Here is a 13,699-nt window from a genome sequence, read left to right as displayed (position 1 = left end):
ATGCAGATGCCCGCCCCCGATGCGGGCGTTATCGGCCGCCGCGACCAGATCGCGCAGCGGCTGCGGGCGGTGCTGGCCGACAAGGCGGCCGTCATCACCGATCCGGCCGAGACGCGCGCCTATGAATGCGATGCGCTGTCCGCCTATCGCTGCCCGCCCCTGGTGGTGGTGCTCCCCTCGACCACCGGGGAAGTCGCGGCAGTGCTGCGGATCTGCGCCGAGGAGGGCGTGCCGGTGGTGCCGCGCGGTGCTGGCACCAGCCTTGCGGGCGGCGCCATGCCCACCGCAGATGCGGTGATGATCGGGCTGGCGCGGATGAATGCGGTCCTGGAGATCTCGCCCGAGGACCGGCTGATCCGCGTGCAATGCGGGCGCACCAATCTGGCGGTGACCGGCGCGGTCGAGGGGCAGGGCTTCTTCTATGCGCCCGATCCGTCCTCGCAACTGGCCTGCGCGATCGGCGGCAATATCGCCATGAACTCGGGCGGGGCGCATTGCCTGAAATACGGCGTGACCACCAATAACCTGCTGGGCGTGACCATGGTGCTGATGGACGGCTCGGTCGTGGAGCTGGGCGGCCCGATGGGCGAGGGCGCGGGCCTTGACCTGCTGGGCCTCATCTGCGGCTCCGAAGGCCAGCTGGGCATCGTGACCGAAGCCACCTTGCGCATCCTGCCCAAACCCGCAGGCGCACGCCCGGTGCTGGTGGCCTTCGACAGCGCCGAAACCGCAGGCGCCTGCGTGGCCGCGATCATCCGCTCGGGCATCCTGCCGGTCGCCATCGAATACATGGACCGTCCCTGCATCGCCGCGACCGAAGACTTCTGCGGCGCGGGTTATCCCCAATGCGAGGCCCTGCTGATTATCGAGGTCGAGGGCACGCCCCCCGAAATCGACGAGCAACTGACGCTGATCCGCCAGATCGCCGAGGGATTCGGCCCGGTGGAAATCCGCGAATCCCGCTCCGAGGACGAATCCAGGCGCATCTGGCTGGGCCGCAAATCCGCTTTCGGCGCGATGGGTGTCATCAGCGATTACATGTGCCTCGACGGCACGATCCCGGTCAGCGAACTGCCCCATGTCCTGAACCGCATCGGCGAATTGTCGGCAGAGGCGGGGCTGCGCGTCGCCAATGTCTTTCACGCCGGCGACGGCAATATGCACCCGCTGATCCTGTTCGACGCCAACACCCCCGGCGATCTGGAACGCTGCGAGGCGCTCGGCGCCGAGATCCTGCGCCTCTGTGTCGAGGTCGGCGGCTGCCTGACCGGCGAACATGGCGTGGGGGTGGAAAAGCGCGAGCTGATGGGCACGCAATACACGCCCGAGGATCTGGAATTGCAGATGCAGGTGAAGGATGTCTTCGACCCGACATGGCGGCTGAATGCGGCCAAGGTGTTTCCGCTGGCCAGCTCTGCCCGCCGGAGGTCCGATGCGGCCTGAGAGCGAAGCCGATCTGGCGGCGATGCTGCGCGGCGCTGCGGGTCCGGTTGCGATCACCGGCGGGGCCTCGCGCCTGCAGCCGGGCGAGGGGCAGGGCATGCGCATCGACATGCGCGGAATGACCGGGATCACGCTTTATGAACCCGCCGCCCTGACACTGGTGGTGCATGCCGGCACGCCGCTGGCCGAGGTGCAGGCGGCGCTTGCCACCGAAGGACAGATGCTCGGGTTTGAACCCGATCCGCGCCCCGGCTCGACCATGGGCGGGGTGGCCGCCAGCAATGCTTCGGGGCCCCGCCGGGTTTCGGGCGGCGCGTGCCGCGATGCAATGCTGGGCGTGCGGCTGGTCACTGGCGACGGCCAGATCGTCAAGAATGGCGGCCGGGTGATGAAGAATGTCACCGGCTATGATCTGGTGAAGCTGCTGGCTGGGTCGCGCGGCACGCTGGGCGCAATCACGGAGATCGCTTTCAGGACGACCCCGGTGCCACCGACGCGCGCGGTGTTGCGGCTGGACGGGCTGGACGATGCCAGCGCCATTGCCGCCATGACCACGGCGCTTGGCGGCCCTTACGACGTGACCGGGGCCGGGCGGCTGCCAGTTGGCCGGGTGGTCCTGCGGCTGGAAGGGCTGCCCGGATCGGTTGAGCTGCGCGCCCGTGCCCTGGCGGCGGCACTGGCACGGTTCGGATCCGCCGAAATCGTCGAAATTGCAGAAGATTTCAATGAATTGCGCGATTATCCTCAGGTGGCTGAAGGGCCCGTGTGGCGGATCGTTCTTCGGCCCTCGCAGGCACCGGCGGTGCTGGCACAACTGCCGGGGCGCCATGCCATCGACTGGGGCGGGTCGCTGATCTGGGCCGAGGCGCCCGTCGGCTGGCGCCCCGATCTGCCGCCCGGCGCACGCGCCACCCGGATCACGGGCGAGGCCGCGCAGCTGCCCCAGGCCGATCCCGTCACCGCCCGGCTCGAAGTCGGTCTGCGCGCCGCTTTCGACCCGCGCGGATTGTTCGCAGGACGCAGATGAAGACCGAATTTACCCCCGAACAGCTGACCGATCCGCATCTGGCCGAAGCCAACAAGATCCTGCGCACTTGCGTGCATTGTGGTTTCTGCACAGCGACCTGCCCGACATTCCTCATTCGTGGTGATGAATTGGACAGCCCGCGCGGGCGCATCTATCTGATGAAGGACATGCTGGAATCGGGGCGCCCGGCAGATGCCCGCACGGTGACCCATATTGACCGCTGTCTGGGCTGTCTGGCCTGCATGACCACCTGCCCATCGGGCGTGCATTACGCGCATCTGCTGGAGATCGGCAAGGCGCATATCGAGGCCACCTATCGCCGTCCCTGGCACGACCGCGCACTGCGCTGGATGCTGGCACAGATCGTGCCCCATGCCGGGCGCTTCCGGCTGGCCATGCTGGGCGCAAAAATCGCCAGACCTTTCCGCGGGCTGGTGCCGGATGCTCGATTGCGGGCGATGCTGGAAATGGCCCCGTCCAGCCTGCCGCCGGTCAGCCGCAACGACGATGCCCAGACCTTCGCGCCGCTTGGCGAAAAACGCGCCCGTGTCGCCCTGATGATCGGCTGCGCGCAGCGGGCGCTGAACACCGATATCAACGACGCCACCATCCGGCTGCTGCGCCGCGCCGGATGCGAGGTGGTGATCCCCAAAGATTTCGGCTGCTGTGGCGCGATGACCCTGCATATGGGGCGCGAGGACGAGGGCAAGGCGACCGCGCGGGCGGCCATCGCCTCGCTGATCGCGGCGGATCGCGAAAGCCCGCTGGATGCGATCATCATCAATACCTCGGGCTGCGGCACCACGATCAAGGATTATGGCCACCTGTTCGCCGGCGATCCGGTGGAGGAGGACGCCAGGCGGATCGGGGGGCTGGCAAAGGACGTGACCGAGTTCTTCGAGGTCTTCGGCCTGCCCGAGATTTCGCCCAAGGCGGCTCGCGTGGCCTATCATTCGGCCTGTTCGCTGCAGCATGGCCAGCAAATCAAGACCGCGCCGAAAAACCTGCTCGCGCAGGCGGGTTTTACGATCGTGGACCCGGAAAACCCGCATCTCTGCTGCGGCTCGGCCGGGACCTACAACCTGCTGCAGCCGGAACTCTCGGGGGAATTGAAGCGCCGCAAGGTGGCCACGCTGGAAGCGACGGCGCCCGATATCATCGCGGCGGGCAATATCGGCTGCATGATCCAGATCGGGTCGGCGACGGCCACGCCCATCGTCCACACGGTCGAATTGCTGGATTGGGCAACAGGCGGCCCCCGGCCGCGCGCCCTTGAAACCACCTGAAGCTGATCCCAACTGAACGCATGGGGACGCCGCGAGGGTTCCCGTCATCGCCGCCCGGTGTCCGGGGGCCTGAATCGCATCGCTTTGAAAGGATGTAACAATGCGTCATGTTGATCGCGCTTCTCTGTATCGTGCCTCGGTCGGTTTCGACCGCATGGCAGACCTGATGGACCGCGTGCTGTCCGCCGACAGTGCCGGCCAGAGCTATCCCCCCTACAACATCCAAAAGACCGGCGAGAGCAGCTATCGCATCTCGGTCGCCGTGGCCGGTTTCGCCGCCGACGACCTGAGCGTCGAGTTGCGCGACGGTGCCGTCATCGTCGCCGCGAAGAAGGCCGAGACCGAGGGCGAGCGCACCTTCCTGCATCGCGGTATCGCCAATCGCGCCTTCGAGCGGCGCTTCACGCTGGCCGAACATATCCGCGTCGAAGGCGCTTCGCATCGCGACGGGATGCTGCATATCGAGCTGATCCGTGAAGTGCCGGAGGCGCTGAAGCCGCGCCGGATTGCCATCGAACGGATCGCCACCACGCCCCGCGTCGAAAAGCTGGACGCCTGATTCCCGCAGGCGCGGGGGCGACCCCGCGCCGCATCTTGCGTCCCGCGCCACGGATTGCTAACCGCCGCCCATGGAACCCATTCACATCATCGGTGCCGGCCTCGCCGGTTCGGAGGCCGCCTGGCAGATCGCACGTGCCGGGGTGCCGGTCGTGCTGCATGAAATGCGGCCCGTGGTCGAAACATTCGCGCATAAGACCGGCGATTTCGCCGAGATGGTCTGCTCGAACTCGTTCCGCTCGGACGATGACGAAAACAATGCCGTGGGTCAGCTGCATTGGGAGATGCGTGCGGCCGGCGGCCTGATCATGGCCATGGCCGATCGCCACAAGCTGCCTGCCGGGGGGGCGCTTGCCGTCGACCGCAATGCCTTTTCGGCCGATGTCACCGCCGCGCTGCGGGCCGAACCGCTGATCTCGGTCGAGGCGGGCGAGATCGCCGAATTGCCGCGCGAAGGGCGCTGGATCATCGCCACCGGACCGCTGACCTCGGCCGCACTGGGGGCGGCGATCCGCGTCGAAACCGGGGCGGAGTCGCTGGCCTTCTTCGACGCCATCGCCCCCATCGTCTATGCGGAAAGCATCGACATGAGCACCGCCTGGCGGCAGTCGCGCTACGACAAGGGCGAGACCGAGGAAGAACGCACCGCCTATATCAACTGCCCGATGACCAAGGCCGAATATGAGGCCTTCATCGACGCGCTTCTGGCCGCGGACAAGACCGAGTTTCACGAGGGCGAGACCGCCGGCTATTTCGACGGCTGCCTGCCGATCGAGGTCATGGCCGAGCGGGGGCGCGAGACATTGCGCTTCGGTCCCATGAAGCCGGTGGGACTGACCAACCCCCACCGGCCGGACGAGAAGCCCTATGCGGTCGTCCAGCTTCGGCGGGATAACGCATTGGGAACGCTGTATAATATCGTTGGTTTTCAGACCAAGATGAAATATGGCGCCCAGACCGAGGTGTTGCGCATGATCCCCGGCCTGCAGGATGCCGGCTTTGCGCGGCTTGGCGGCATTCACCGCAACACCTTCCTGAACTCGCCCACGCTGCTGGACGACCGGATGCGGCTGCGCAGCCGGCCGAACCTGCGCTTTGCCGGTCAGGTCACCGGCGTCGAGGGCTATGTCGAAAGCGCTGCCATGGGTCTGCTGGCGGGTCGGATGGCCGCGGCCGAGGCCAAGGGTGGTGACCTTGCGCCGCCCTCGGGCAACACCGCCATGGGGGCGCTGATCCACCACATCACCGGCGGCGCCGAGGCCAAGACCTTCCAGCCGATGAACGTGAATTTCGGGCTGTTCCCGCCGATTGACGCGAAGGGCGGCCGGCGCGGGCGCAAGGCCCGCTATCCGGCCTATACCACCCGCGCGAAGGATGATTTCCGGGCATGGCTGGCGGGGCAGTAACGCGCTTTGCGCCCTCGCCGACGGGGCTTCTGCATCTGGGCCACGCGTTTTCGGCGCTGACCGCCTTCGATGCGGCGGACCGCGGTCAGTTCCTGCTGCGGATCGAGGATATCGACCGCGACCGCTGCCACCCGGAATTCGAGGCTGCGATCTTCGAGGACCTGGAATGGCTGGGTCTGGATTGGCCGCAGCCGGTGATGCGCCAGTCGGACCGGCTGGCCGTCTATCAGGCTGCGCTGGATCATCTGGCCGAGCTGGGCGTCACCTATCCCTGCAGCTGCACGCGGGGCGATATCAGGGCGGCGCTTTCGGCTCCGCAGGAAGGCGCGCCGATCCTGGGACCGGACGGGCTGGTCTATCCCGGCACCTGTCGCGGGCGGCGGATGTACGGTATCGCAGAGGGCGATGTGATCCGGCTGGATGCCGAGGCGGCTTTCTCGGTTCTTGGCGATAACATGCTGAATTTCAATGATCACAGTCCGCATGTCCTGACGCGCGAGGCGTTTGTGACCGGCATCGGGGACGTGGTTCTGGCGCGGCGCGGGATGGGGACATCCTATCACCTTTCCGTGGTGGTGGACGATGCGGCGCAGGGCATCACCAAAGTCACGCGCGGTCTGGATCTGTTCGAGTCGACGTGGATTCACGTGCTGCTGCAACGCCTGCTAGACCTGCCCACGCCGGACTATCACCATCACCGGCTGATCCGGGACGATGCCGGCAAGCGGCTGGCCAAGCGCGACGACGCCCGATCCCTGCGCGAACTGCGCGGGCAGGGGGCCAGCGCAGCCGATATTCGCGCCCTAGTCGGCCTGTAACGGGCGCAGGATCTCGACCTCGGCGCCGTCGCGCAGGGCGGTGAAGAAACAGGACCGGCGGTTGGTGTGGCAGGCGGGACCGGCCTGGTCGACCAGCACCAGCAGCGTGTCGCGGTCGCAATCGACGCGCATTTCCACCAGTTTCTGGACGTGGCCCGAGGTCTCGCCCTTGACCCAGAAGGACTGGCGCGACCGCGACCAATAGGTCACCCGACCCGTCTCCAGCGTGCGCGCCACGGCTTCGGCATTCATCCAGGCCATCATCAGCACATCGCCATTCGTGGCGTCCTGCGCGATGGCGGGGATCAGCCCATGGGCGTCATAGTGCAGGGTGGCGGGGTCGAACATCGTCTTTCCTTTCGCGGCTTCGGTGCCTATCTAATCTCGCAACCATGCGAGGAAAACCATGTCCGACGCCGATATGATGCAGCTTTATTCGAAACGGATCCTCGCGCTGGCGGCGGATATCCCGCATCTGGGCAAGCTGGCGGACGCCGAGGGCAGCGCCATGAAGCGTTCGCCGCAATGCGGATCGACGGTGACGGCGCATGTGCGGCTGGAAGACGGCCGCATCGCCGGTTTCGGGCAGGAGGTGCGGGCCTGCGCGCTGGGTCAGGCTTCGGCGGGTGTTCTGGGACAGGCGATCATCGGCGCCAGCCGGGACGAGATCGCGCGCGGCGCGGCGCAGCTTTCGGCCATGTTGAAAGAGGGCGGCCCGGTCCCCGACGCACCCTGGCGGGGCCTGGAGGTTCTGATGCCCGCTCGCGATTATCCCAACCGCCACGCCTCGATCATGCTCTGCTGGTTGGCGACGCTTGATGCGATCGATGCGGTGGGGTCGCAGGCGCAATCGGCCTCGGGCTGACAGGCACGATCCCGGTCATGAAAAAAGGCGGCGCAATCGCGCCGCCTTTTCGTTCGCATACCGGCGAGGATCAGGCCTCGGCGGGGGTTTCTTCTTCGTCCGTGCCTTCCTCGTTATCGGCCGACACCAGCGCCGACGGGGCGGCGATGTTGGCGATGACGAAGTTGCGGTCGGTGGTCGGCTTGGCGCCGGCCGGCAGGGTGATGTCCTGGATGTGGATCGAATCGCCGATCTGGCGACCGGTCAGGTCCACGGTGATGCTTTCGGGGATGTCGCCGGCAGTCACGATCAGCTCGACCTCGGGGCGCACCGTCACCAGCGTGCCGCCGCGCTTCAGACCGGGGCTGGCCTCGGCGTTGATGAAGTCGACATGGATGAACAGGTTCACCTTGGTGGTGCGGCGCAGGCGCATGAAGTCGATATGCGTCGGCAGGTCCTTGACCACATCTTTCTGAACGCCACGGCAGATGACGCGCACGTCTTCCTGACCGTCGACCTTCAGGTTCCACAGCGTGGACATGAAGCGGCCCGCGCGCAGCGCGGTCAGCAGCTTGTTGAAGTCGAACTGGATGGCGACCGGGTCCTTGTGGTCACCATAAACGATACCGGGCACCTTGCCTTCGCGGCGAGCTTGACGGGCGGCCCCCTTGCCTGTCCCCGTGCGTGCCTCGGCCACCAGATCCGGAATCTTTTTGGCCATGATATTTTCCTTTCATGTATACGCGGCCTCCTCCAAGGGTGAGGCCGAAGGCGCGCGCATAGCAGGGATTGGGCGGTTTGAAAAGGGTGAATACCCGGATTTTCGGGGCATCCGCGCAACAGGCCGCCCCGGACGCGCGGCCACGTGTTGACCGGGCGGGCGGGTCGCAGCTATCTGCTGGCGCATCATTCCTGATCCAGATGGAATTGTCGATGTTGGAGCTTGTCTCGGGCCTTTGACCGCGCCCCGGATTGTCCGGGCCGGTCTGTCGCATCCGGCGCGCAGGGGATCTCTGCCGCGCCGTGAAGGCTTTTGGTTCACAGACAGGCTTTGCCATGAATATCTCGAAAGAAGAACAGCGCGTGTTGCACGTGCTGGCGCAGGGCGGGCATATTCGCCACCAGCGCGGCCCCAATGGCCGCATTCTGGATGCCGACTGCTTCACGCATGATGGCGCGGTGCTGGTCGGCTGCCCGGTGGTGCTGATCCTGCGGCTGCGCCGTAAGCGGCTGATCGAGTCGCGCAATTCCGGCCCCTACCGGATTTCGCAGGCTGGCCGGCTGGCGGTGCGCGCGCAGGCGGATAACCGCACCCGATGAAACGAAGAAAGGGCGCCCGAGGGCGCCCTTTCCCGCAACTCCGGGTCAGATCACAGCGTGCCGTTGCGCTGCTGGATCATCATGAAGGTGTCATAGGTGTATTCGGCGGTCTGGTTGTACAGGTACCATTCCTCGCGGAAGGCCTTGATCGAATCCCAGATCTTCTTCCAGCTTTCGTTGGTCGCATCCAGCTCGGCATAGACCTCGTTGGCGGCGTCGAAGAAGGCCTGCAGCACTTCCGGCGGGAAGGGCATCAGCTTGGCACCACCAGCGACCAGTTCCTTCAGCGCCTTGGGGTTCTTCCAGTCGTATTTTTCCAGCATGTCGGCATCGGTGGCCTGGCTGCAGGTGCGCAGGATCGACTGGTAGATCGGCGGCAGGGCCTCGAACTTCTCCTTGTTGAACAGGAAGTGGACCGTCGGGCCGCCTTCCCACCAACCGGGATAATAGTAATAGGGTGCAACCTTGGCGAAGCCGAGCTTCTGGTCGTCATAGGGGCCGACCCATTCGGCACCGTCGATGGTGCCCTTCTCCAGCGCCGGATAGATGTCGCCGCCGGCGATCTGCTGCGGCACCACGCCCAGCTTTTCCGCCACCTTGCCGGCGAAACCGCCGATGCGGACTTTCAGGCCCTTAAGGTCCTCGACCGTCTTGATTTCCTTGCGATACCAGCCGCCCATCTGGACGCCGGTATTGCCGCCCGGATAGCCGATGATGTTCTGGGTCGCCAGGAATTCGTTGAACAGATCGATCCCGCCGCCATGATATTGCCAAGCGTTCTGGGCGCGTGCGGACAGGCCGAACGGCACCGCGGCCCCCAGCGCCCAGGTCGGGTTCTTGCCCCAGTAGTAATAGGAAACCGTGTGGCAGCAATCGACGGTGCCATCGCTGACGGCGTCGGCGGCCTGCAGGCCGGGGACGATCTCGCCCGCGGCGAAGACCTGGATCTTGAACTTGCCGTCGGTCGCGTCGCTGACCATCTTCGACAGCACTTCGGCGCCGCCATAGATGGTATCCAGCGATTTCGGGAAGGACGAGGTCAGGCGCCAGTTGACCGACGGCTGTTCCTGCGCGATCGCAGGCGCCGCCAGCGTCGAGGCGGCCGCCGCAGACGCCCCCCCGATCGTCGCACGTGTCAGGAAGCGGCGGCGATCAAGTTTCGAATTGTCAGTCATGTTTCCTCCACTGCGCGGGGCTTGTCCTGCCCCGCTTGAGCGTCATTGTGCACGCCGATTGGGTTGTGTCGAGACGAAAGACCTGCCGCCGCGTAAAAAAGGCGCCAGCAAAAAGATCACGTTAGGGAAGTCTGCTGAGGGGCTGTTGCCATTTTATCCGGCTTTTCATTGACCCCATTCCCTTTATAGAGTCGGTCCAAACGCCCCCGCTTGGGAGAAATGATGTCTTCAACCCGTTTCGACGCCGAGGCGCGCCAGGGTCTGGCCATGGTGTCGCCGCCGCTGATCTACGCGGTGTTGATGCTGGCCGCGCCCCTGATCACCATCCTCGCCTATTCCTTCTTCAAGGACGGCTATCTGGAGGTGATCCGCGAATTCACGCTGGAGAACTACCGGGCGGTCTGGTCCGATCCTATCTTCCACAAGGTGATGGCGCGCTCGCTCGGGGTGGCCTTCGCGGTCACGCTGGCCACGGTGCTGCTGGCCTTCCCGGTCGCCTATTTCCTGTCCTTCGTGGTGCCGCCCGAACGCAAGGCGCTGTGGATCTTTCTCATCACCATCCCGTTCTGGACCTCGTATCTGATCCGGGTGTTTCTGTGGAAGGTGATCCTGGGCCATAACGGCGTCATCAACTCGACCCTGACGAGCCTCGGTATCATCGACGAGCCACTGGGATTCCTGCTTTACAACGTGCAGGCCATGGTCATCACGCTGGCCCATGCCTATGCACCCTTTGCCATCCTGCCGATCTATGTGGCGCTGGAAAAGATCGACCGCTCGCTGCTGGAAGCCGGGCGGGACCTAGGCGAATCGCGGCTGATGACGTTCTGGCGGGTGACACTGCCGCTTGCCATGCCGGGCGTGATCGCGGCCACGCTGATCGTCTTCATCCCGACCATCGGGGATTATGTGACGCCGGAACTGATCGGCGGTGGCAAGATGCCCATGGTCGCCAATATGGTGCAGGCGAACATGCTGGCGCTGGATAACAAGCCCATGGGCTCGGCGCTGGCGGTAACGGCCATGCTGATCGTCACCGTGATCAGCCTGATCTATCTGTTCCTCAACCGCCGTTTCCTGAGGGTGAAACAATGAAGGGAAGCGGCCTGCGCGCCTATGCGATCGCCTATCTGATCTTCCTTTACGCGCCGATCCTGCTGCTGCCGATCTTCGCGTTCAATTCCGGCACCATCATCGCCTTTCCGCTGAAGGGCTTCACCACCGACTGGTTCGCGCAGATGCTGGCGAACCAGACATTGCGGCGCGCCTTCACCAATTCGCTGATCATCGCCATCAGCTCGGCCACCTTCGCGACCTGCCTGGGCGTGTTCGCGGCGCGCGCCTCGACCCGGTTCAACTTTCCGGGCAAGACCGGCATCATGGGGCTGATCATGCTGCCGCTGGTCCTGCCGGAAATCATCATCGCCATGTCGATGCTGGTGGTGTTGCTGGCGATCGGGGTGAAGCTGTCGATCTTCACGGTGATCCTCGGGCATACGCTGATCTGCCTGCCCTATACCATCGCCATCCTGTCCACCGCCTTCAACAGCCTCGATAAATCGCTGGAAGAAGCCGCCTATGACCTCGGCGAAACGAAATGGAGCGCGTTTCGCCTGGTCATCCTGCCGCTGGTGATGCCGGGCATCATCTCAGCCCTGCTGATGAGCTTCACCATCTCGCTCGATGAGTTCATCATCGCCTTCTTCCTCGCCGGGAACGAGCCGACGCTGCCGACCTATATCTTCAGCCAGCTGCGCTTCCCGAAATCCATCCCGGTCATCATGTCGCTCGGCACCGTTCTGGTGGTGATGTCGATCATCCTGCTGGCCGTCGCCGAATACTTCCGCCGCCGCGGCCTTGCCCGCACCGGCCAGAAAGACCATGGGGGTTTCCTGTGACCGACACGACCGCAACCGCATCCGCCACCAAGCCCCCGGCGCCGCGCAAGGCGAAATCGGCCAACCGCTATGCCGAGCTGCAGGCGGCGAAACCGATGATCGAATGCCGCGAGGTGCACAAATATTACGGCGATTATCACGCCCTGCGCGGCATCAACCTGACCATTCGCGAAGGCGAGTTCTTCTCGCTGCTCGGGCCTTCGGGCTGCGGCAAGACCACCCTTCTGCGCACCATCGCCGGGTTCGAGGATATCTCCTCGGGGGTGGTGCTGATCGACGGCAAGGACATGGCGGATGTGCCCGCGAACAAGCGGCCGACCAATATGGTCTTCCAGTCCTATGCCATCTTCCCGCATCTGACCGTGGCCGAGAACGTGGCCTTCGGCCTGCGCCGCGACCCGCGTTCGAAGGCCGAAAAGGCCGCTGCGGTCGAAGAAGCGCTGAAGATGGTGGGCCTTGCCGGTTACGGCAAGCGTGCGGCGCATGCGCTTTCCGGCGGCCAGCGGCAGCGGGTCGCGCTGGCGCGGGCGCTGATCCTGAAGCCCAAGGTGCTGCTGCTGGACGAACCGCTTTCCGCGCTTGACCGCAAGATGCGCGAACAGATGCAGGTCGAGCTGATCAAGCTGCAACGTCAGGTCGGCATTACCTTCGTGCTGGTCACTCATGACCAGGAGGAGGCATTGGTGATGTCCGACCGCATCGCCGTGATGTTCGAAGGCCAGATCGCCCAGCTGGACTACCCCGAGGCGCTGTATTCGCGCCCGGTCAGCCGCCGGGTCGCGGACTTCATCGGGGTGATGAACTTCCTGCCGGTGACGATCCTGTCCGAGGATGCCGAGACCGTCCGCGTCGACGTGGAAGGGCTGGGCGAGATCGACCTGCCGCATTCACAGGTTGCCGCCAAGGGCGAGGATGACGAACAGCCGATGATCGGCTTCCGCCCCGAAGCGATGAGCATCTTCCCCGAAGGCCAGCCACAGACCGCGCCCCGCCAGAACGGCGCCGTGATCGACGAGGTCGTCTATTACGGCGACATGACCTATTACGACGCCCGTCTGGACGAGGTGGATGGGACGCTGTCGGCGCCCGTCCGCATCTCGATGCGCAACGTCTTCGGCCGCGACATCCCCGATGTCGGCACACGTGCCACGGTTGGCTGGTCGCCCTCCAGCCTGATCCTGTTCCGCTGAGGCCCGCCGGGACCGGCCGGTGGGGGATGCAGAAGGCGGGGTGATGGAAGAACGCCTTCCGCATCGGCCTCGGCAAGGCCGGTGCCCCGCGGCGCCTCAAGCCGTCAACGCGCGGCATGGGCTGGCGGCTTCAGGGCAATTCCTCGGCGCGGGGGACAGTCTGGCGGTGATGTTGGCGGCGGATCGCCAGCAGGGCGCGTGTCAATGAGGGTTGCCGGCCCGGTTTGGGACCGATGGACGGCGCACGACCTGATTGCATGGCAAGCCCCGCTGCCCGGCGGGGTCGGCTGATCCCGGCACGGCGCGCGGATCATTCTGGCCAAAGCCCCAACGCAGGCTTATCCGTCCTGGGGGAAGGCGCCCAGCCCCGCCTGCACCTGCTTCGGCAGGCTGGCCCGGATGATCCGGTAGGATTGCCGGATCCGGTGCGCGAGCTCATCTGCGGCCGCAGTGTCGCAATCCAGTGCCACCCAACTGCGGTGCAGATAAGGCGCCTTCTGCGCCACGCCGGCGTCGATCAGCATGGCCGCCGTCTCGATGCCGTCGCATTTCACCGAGACGCGCTCCTCCATCGCGCCGATCAGGGCGAAGATCTTGCCGCCGACCTTCCAGCAATCATGACCGCCGCCCCAAGGGTCAGAGACCTCCGCCCCCGGCAGGCGCGCGCATATCTGATTGACCAGCTTCCGACTCATGTGCCGAAGCCTAGCACCATCTTCCGCGCGAAAATACCT

Annotated in this window: 15 protein-coding genes; 11 read left to right on the top strand and 4 right to left on the bottom strand. The window is 65.2% G+C overall.

Annotated elements, in window-relative coordinates; genetic code table 11:
* The 6 genes from H1S04_RS02030 (at nt 1) to gluQRS (ending at nt 6,538) form a co-directional block, all read left to right on the top strand.
* Nucleotides 1-1,443, top strand: coding sequence for an FAD-linked oxidase C-terminal domain-containing protein (locus tag H1S04_RS02030; protein ID WP_181743898.1), 1,443 nt, complete (start codon nt 1-3; stop codon nt 1,441-1,443).
* On the top strand, nt 1,433-2,470 hold the full coding sequence (locus H1S04_RS02025) for an FAD-binding protein (protein ID WP_181743897.1): 1,038 nt from the start codon (nt 1,433-1,435) through the stop codon (nt 2,468-2,470). The genes H1S04_RS02030 and H1S04_RS02025 overlap by 11 nt, the downstream gene beginning before the upstream one ends.
* On the top strand, nt 2,467-3,756 hold the full coding sequence (gene glcF / locus H1S04_RS02020) for a glycolate oxidase subunit GlcF (protein WP_181743896.1): 1,290 nt from the start codon (nt 2,467-2,469) through the stop codon (nt 3,754-3,756). Before H1S04_RS02025 ends, glcF begins: the two co-directional genes overlap by 4 nt.
* Nucleotides 3,757-3,856: 100 nt before the next feature.
* Nucleotides 3,857-4,315, top strand: coding sequence for an Hsp20 family protein (locus H1S04_RS02015; RefSeq protein WP_181743895.1), 459 nt, complete (start codon nt 3,857-3,859; stop codon nt 4,313-4,315).
* 70 nt (nt 4,316-4,385) lie between these two features.
* Nucleotides 4,386-5,720, top strand: a complete 1,335-nt coding sequence (gene trmFO, locus H1S04_RS02010) for a methylenetetrahydrofolate--tRNA-(uracil(54)-C(5))-methyltransferase (FADH(2)-oxidizing) TrmFO (RefSeq protein WP_181743894.1) — start codon at nt 4,386-4,388, stop codon at nt 5,718-5,720.
* A complete protein-coding gene (gene gluQRS, locus H1S04_RS02005; RefSeq protein WP_181743893.1) occupies nt 5,702-6,538 on the top strand; it encodes a tRNA glutamyl-Q(34) synthetase GluQRS in 837 nt (278 codons plus the stop codon). The genes trmFO and gluQRS overlap by 19 nt, the downstream gene beginning before the upstream one ends.
* Here gluQRS and hisI read toward each other — a convergent pair.
* Entirely contained in the window at nt 6,524-6,886 is a 363-nt protein-coding gene (hisI, locus tag H1S04_RS02000) for a phosphoribosyl-AMP cyclohydrolase (RefSeq protein WP_181743892.1), read from the bottom strand. The two genes, gluQRS and hisI, sit on opposite strands and share 15 nt — an antisense overlap.
* Nucleotides 6,887-6,944: 58 nt before the next feature.
* On the opposite strand from hisI, the gene H1S04_RS01995 reads away from it, so the two are divergent.
* Complete coding sequence (locus tag H1S04_RS01995) at nt 6,945-7,403, top strand: iron-sulfur cluster assembly scaffold protein (protein WP_181743891.1); 459 nt, start codon at nt 6,945-6,947, stop codon at nt 7,401-7,403.
* Between the two features lie 70 nt (nt 7,404-7,473).
* On the opposite strand, the gene H1S04_RS01990 is transcribed toward H1S04_RS01995, so the two are convergent.
* Nucleotides 7,474-8,103, bottom strand: coding sequence for a 50S ribosomal protein L25/general stress protein Ctc (locus H1S04_RS01990; RefSeq protein ID WP_181743890.1), 630 nt, complete (start codon nt 8,101-8,103; stop codon nt 7,474-7,476).
* A 335-nt stretch (nt 8,104-8,438) separates the two neighbouring features.
* On the opposite strand from H1S04_RS01990, the gene H1S04_RS01985 reads away from it, so the two are divergent.
* Nucleotides 8,439-8,702, top strand: coding sequence for a YjhX family toxin (locus tag H1S04_RS01985; RefSeq protein ID WP_181743889.1), 264 nt, complete (start codon nt 8,439-8,441; stop codon nt 8,700-8,702).
* A 50-nt stretch (nt 8,703-8,752) separates the two neighbouring features.
* Here H1S04_RS01985 and H1S04_RS01980 read toward each other — a convergent pair whose 3' ends face one another.
* Nucleotides 8,753-9,877: a TRAP transporter substrate-binding protein gene (locus H1S04_RS01980; protein ID WP_181743888.1), complete on the bottom strand. Its 1,125-nt coding sequence runs from the start codon at nt 9,875-9,877 to the stop codon at nt 8,753-8,755.
* Nucleotides 9,878-10,099: 222 nt separating this feature from the next.
* Here H1S04_RS01980 and H1S04_RS01975 point away from each other — a divergent pair, with 222 nt between their 5' ends.
* The 3 genes from H1S04_RS01975 (at nt 10,100) to H1S04_RS01965 (ending at nt 12,965) form a co-directional block, all read left to right on the top strand.
* The gene (locus tag H1S04_RS01975; RefSeq protein WP_181743887.1) at nt 10,100-10,972 is read left to right on the top strand and encodes an ABC transporter permease; all 873 of its coding nucleotides are present in this window, start codon (nt 10,100-10,102) and stop codon (nt 10,970-10,972) included.
* Entirely contained in the window at nt 10,969-11,775 is an 807-nt protein-coding gene (locus H1S04_RS01970) for an ABC transporter permease (RefSeq protein ID WP_181743886.1), read from the top strand. Before H1S04_RS01975 ends, H1S04_RS01970 begins: the two co-directional genes overlap by 4 nt.
* 95 nt (nt 11,776-11,870) lie before the next feature.
* Nucleotides 11,871-12,965, top strand: coding sequence for an ABC transporter ATP-binding protein (locus H1S04_RS01965; protein WP_181745370.1), 1,095 nt, complete (start codon nt 11,871-11,873; stop codon nt 12,963-12,965).
* A gap of 338 nt (nt 12,966-13,303) precedes the next feature.
* On the opposite strand, the gene H1S04_RS01960 is transcribed toward H1S04_RS01965, so the two are convergent.
* The gene (locus H1S04_RS01960; RefSeq protein WP_181743885.1) at nt 13,304-13,660 is read right to left on the bottom strand and encodes an MmcQ/YjbR family DNA-binding protein; all 357 of its coding nucleotides are present in this window, start codon (nt 13,658-13,660) and stop codon (nt 13,304-13,306) included.
* Nucleotides 13,661-13,699 lie beyond the last annotated feature (39 nt).

Origin of the sequence: Paracoccus sp. S1E-3 (assembly GCF_013868135.1) — a bacterium.
Taxonomy (GTDB): domain Bacteria; phylum Pseudomonadota; class Alphaproteobacteria; order Rhodobacterales; family Rhodobacteraceae; genus Paracoccus.
Note: the sequence above shows the minus strand (reverse complement) of the source record. Positions and strands in the feature narration are given on the sequence as shown.

Coding starts and splice junctions, on each gene's coding strand:
- H1S04_RS02030 (WP_181743898.1), top strand. CDS start 1: ATGCAGATGCCCGCCCCCGATGCGGGCGTTATCGGCCGCCGCGACCAG.
- H1S04_RS02025 (WP_181743897.1), top strand. CDS start 1,433: ATGCGGCCTGAGAGCGAAGCCGATCTGGCGGCGATGCTGCGCGGCGCT.
- glcF (WP_181743896.1), top strand. CDS start 2,467: ATGAAGACCGAATTTACCCCCGAACAGCTGACCGATCCGCATCTGGCC.
- H1S04_RS02015 (WP_181743895.1), top strand. CDS start 3,857: ATGCGTCATGTTGATCGCGCTTCTCTGTATCGTGCCTCGGTCGGTTTC.
- trmFO (WP_181743894.1), top strand. CDS start 4,386: ATGGAACCCATTCACATCATCGGTGCCGGCCTCGCCGGTTCGGAGGCC.
- gluQRS (WP_181743893.1), top strand. CDS start 5,702: ATGGCTGGCGGGGCAGTAACGCGCTTTGCGCCCTCGCCGACGGGGCTT.
- hisI (WP_181743892.1), bottom strand. CDS start 6,886: ATGTTCGACCCCGCCACCCTGCACTATGACGCCCATGGGCTGATCCCC.
- H1S04_RS01995 (WP_181743891.1), top strand. CDS start 6,945: ATGTCCGACGCCGATATGATGCAGCTTTATTCGAAACGGATCCTCGCG.
- H1S04_RS01990 (WP_181743890.1), bottom strand. CDS start 8,103: ATGGCCAAAAAGATTCCGGATCTGGTGGCCGAGGCACGCACGGGGACA.
- H1S04_RS01985 (WP_181743889.1), top strand. CDS start 8,439: ATGAATATCTCGAAAGAAGAACAGCGCGTGTTGCACGTGCTGGCGCAG.
- H1S04_RS01980 (WP_181743888.1), bottom strand. CDS start 9,877: ATGACTGACAATTCGAAACTTGATCGCCGCCGCTTCCTGACACGTGCG.
- H1S04_RS01975 (WP_181743887.1), top strand. CDS start 10,100: ATGTCTTCAACCCGTTTCGACGCCGAGGCGCGCCAGGGTCTGGCCATG.
- H1S04_RS01970 (WP_181743886.1), top strand. CDS start 10,969: ATGAAGGGAAGCGGCCTGCGCGCCTATGCGATCGCCTATCTGATCTTC.
- H1S04_RS01965 (WP_181745370.1), top strand. CDS start 11,871: ATGATCGAATGCCGCGAGGTGCACAAATATTACGGCGATTATCACGCC.
- H1S04_RS01960 (WP_181743885.1), bottom strand. CDS start 13,660: ATGAGTCGGAAGCTGGTCAATCAGATATGCGCGCGCCTGCCGGGGGCG.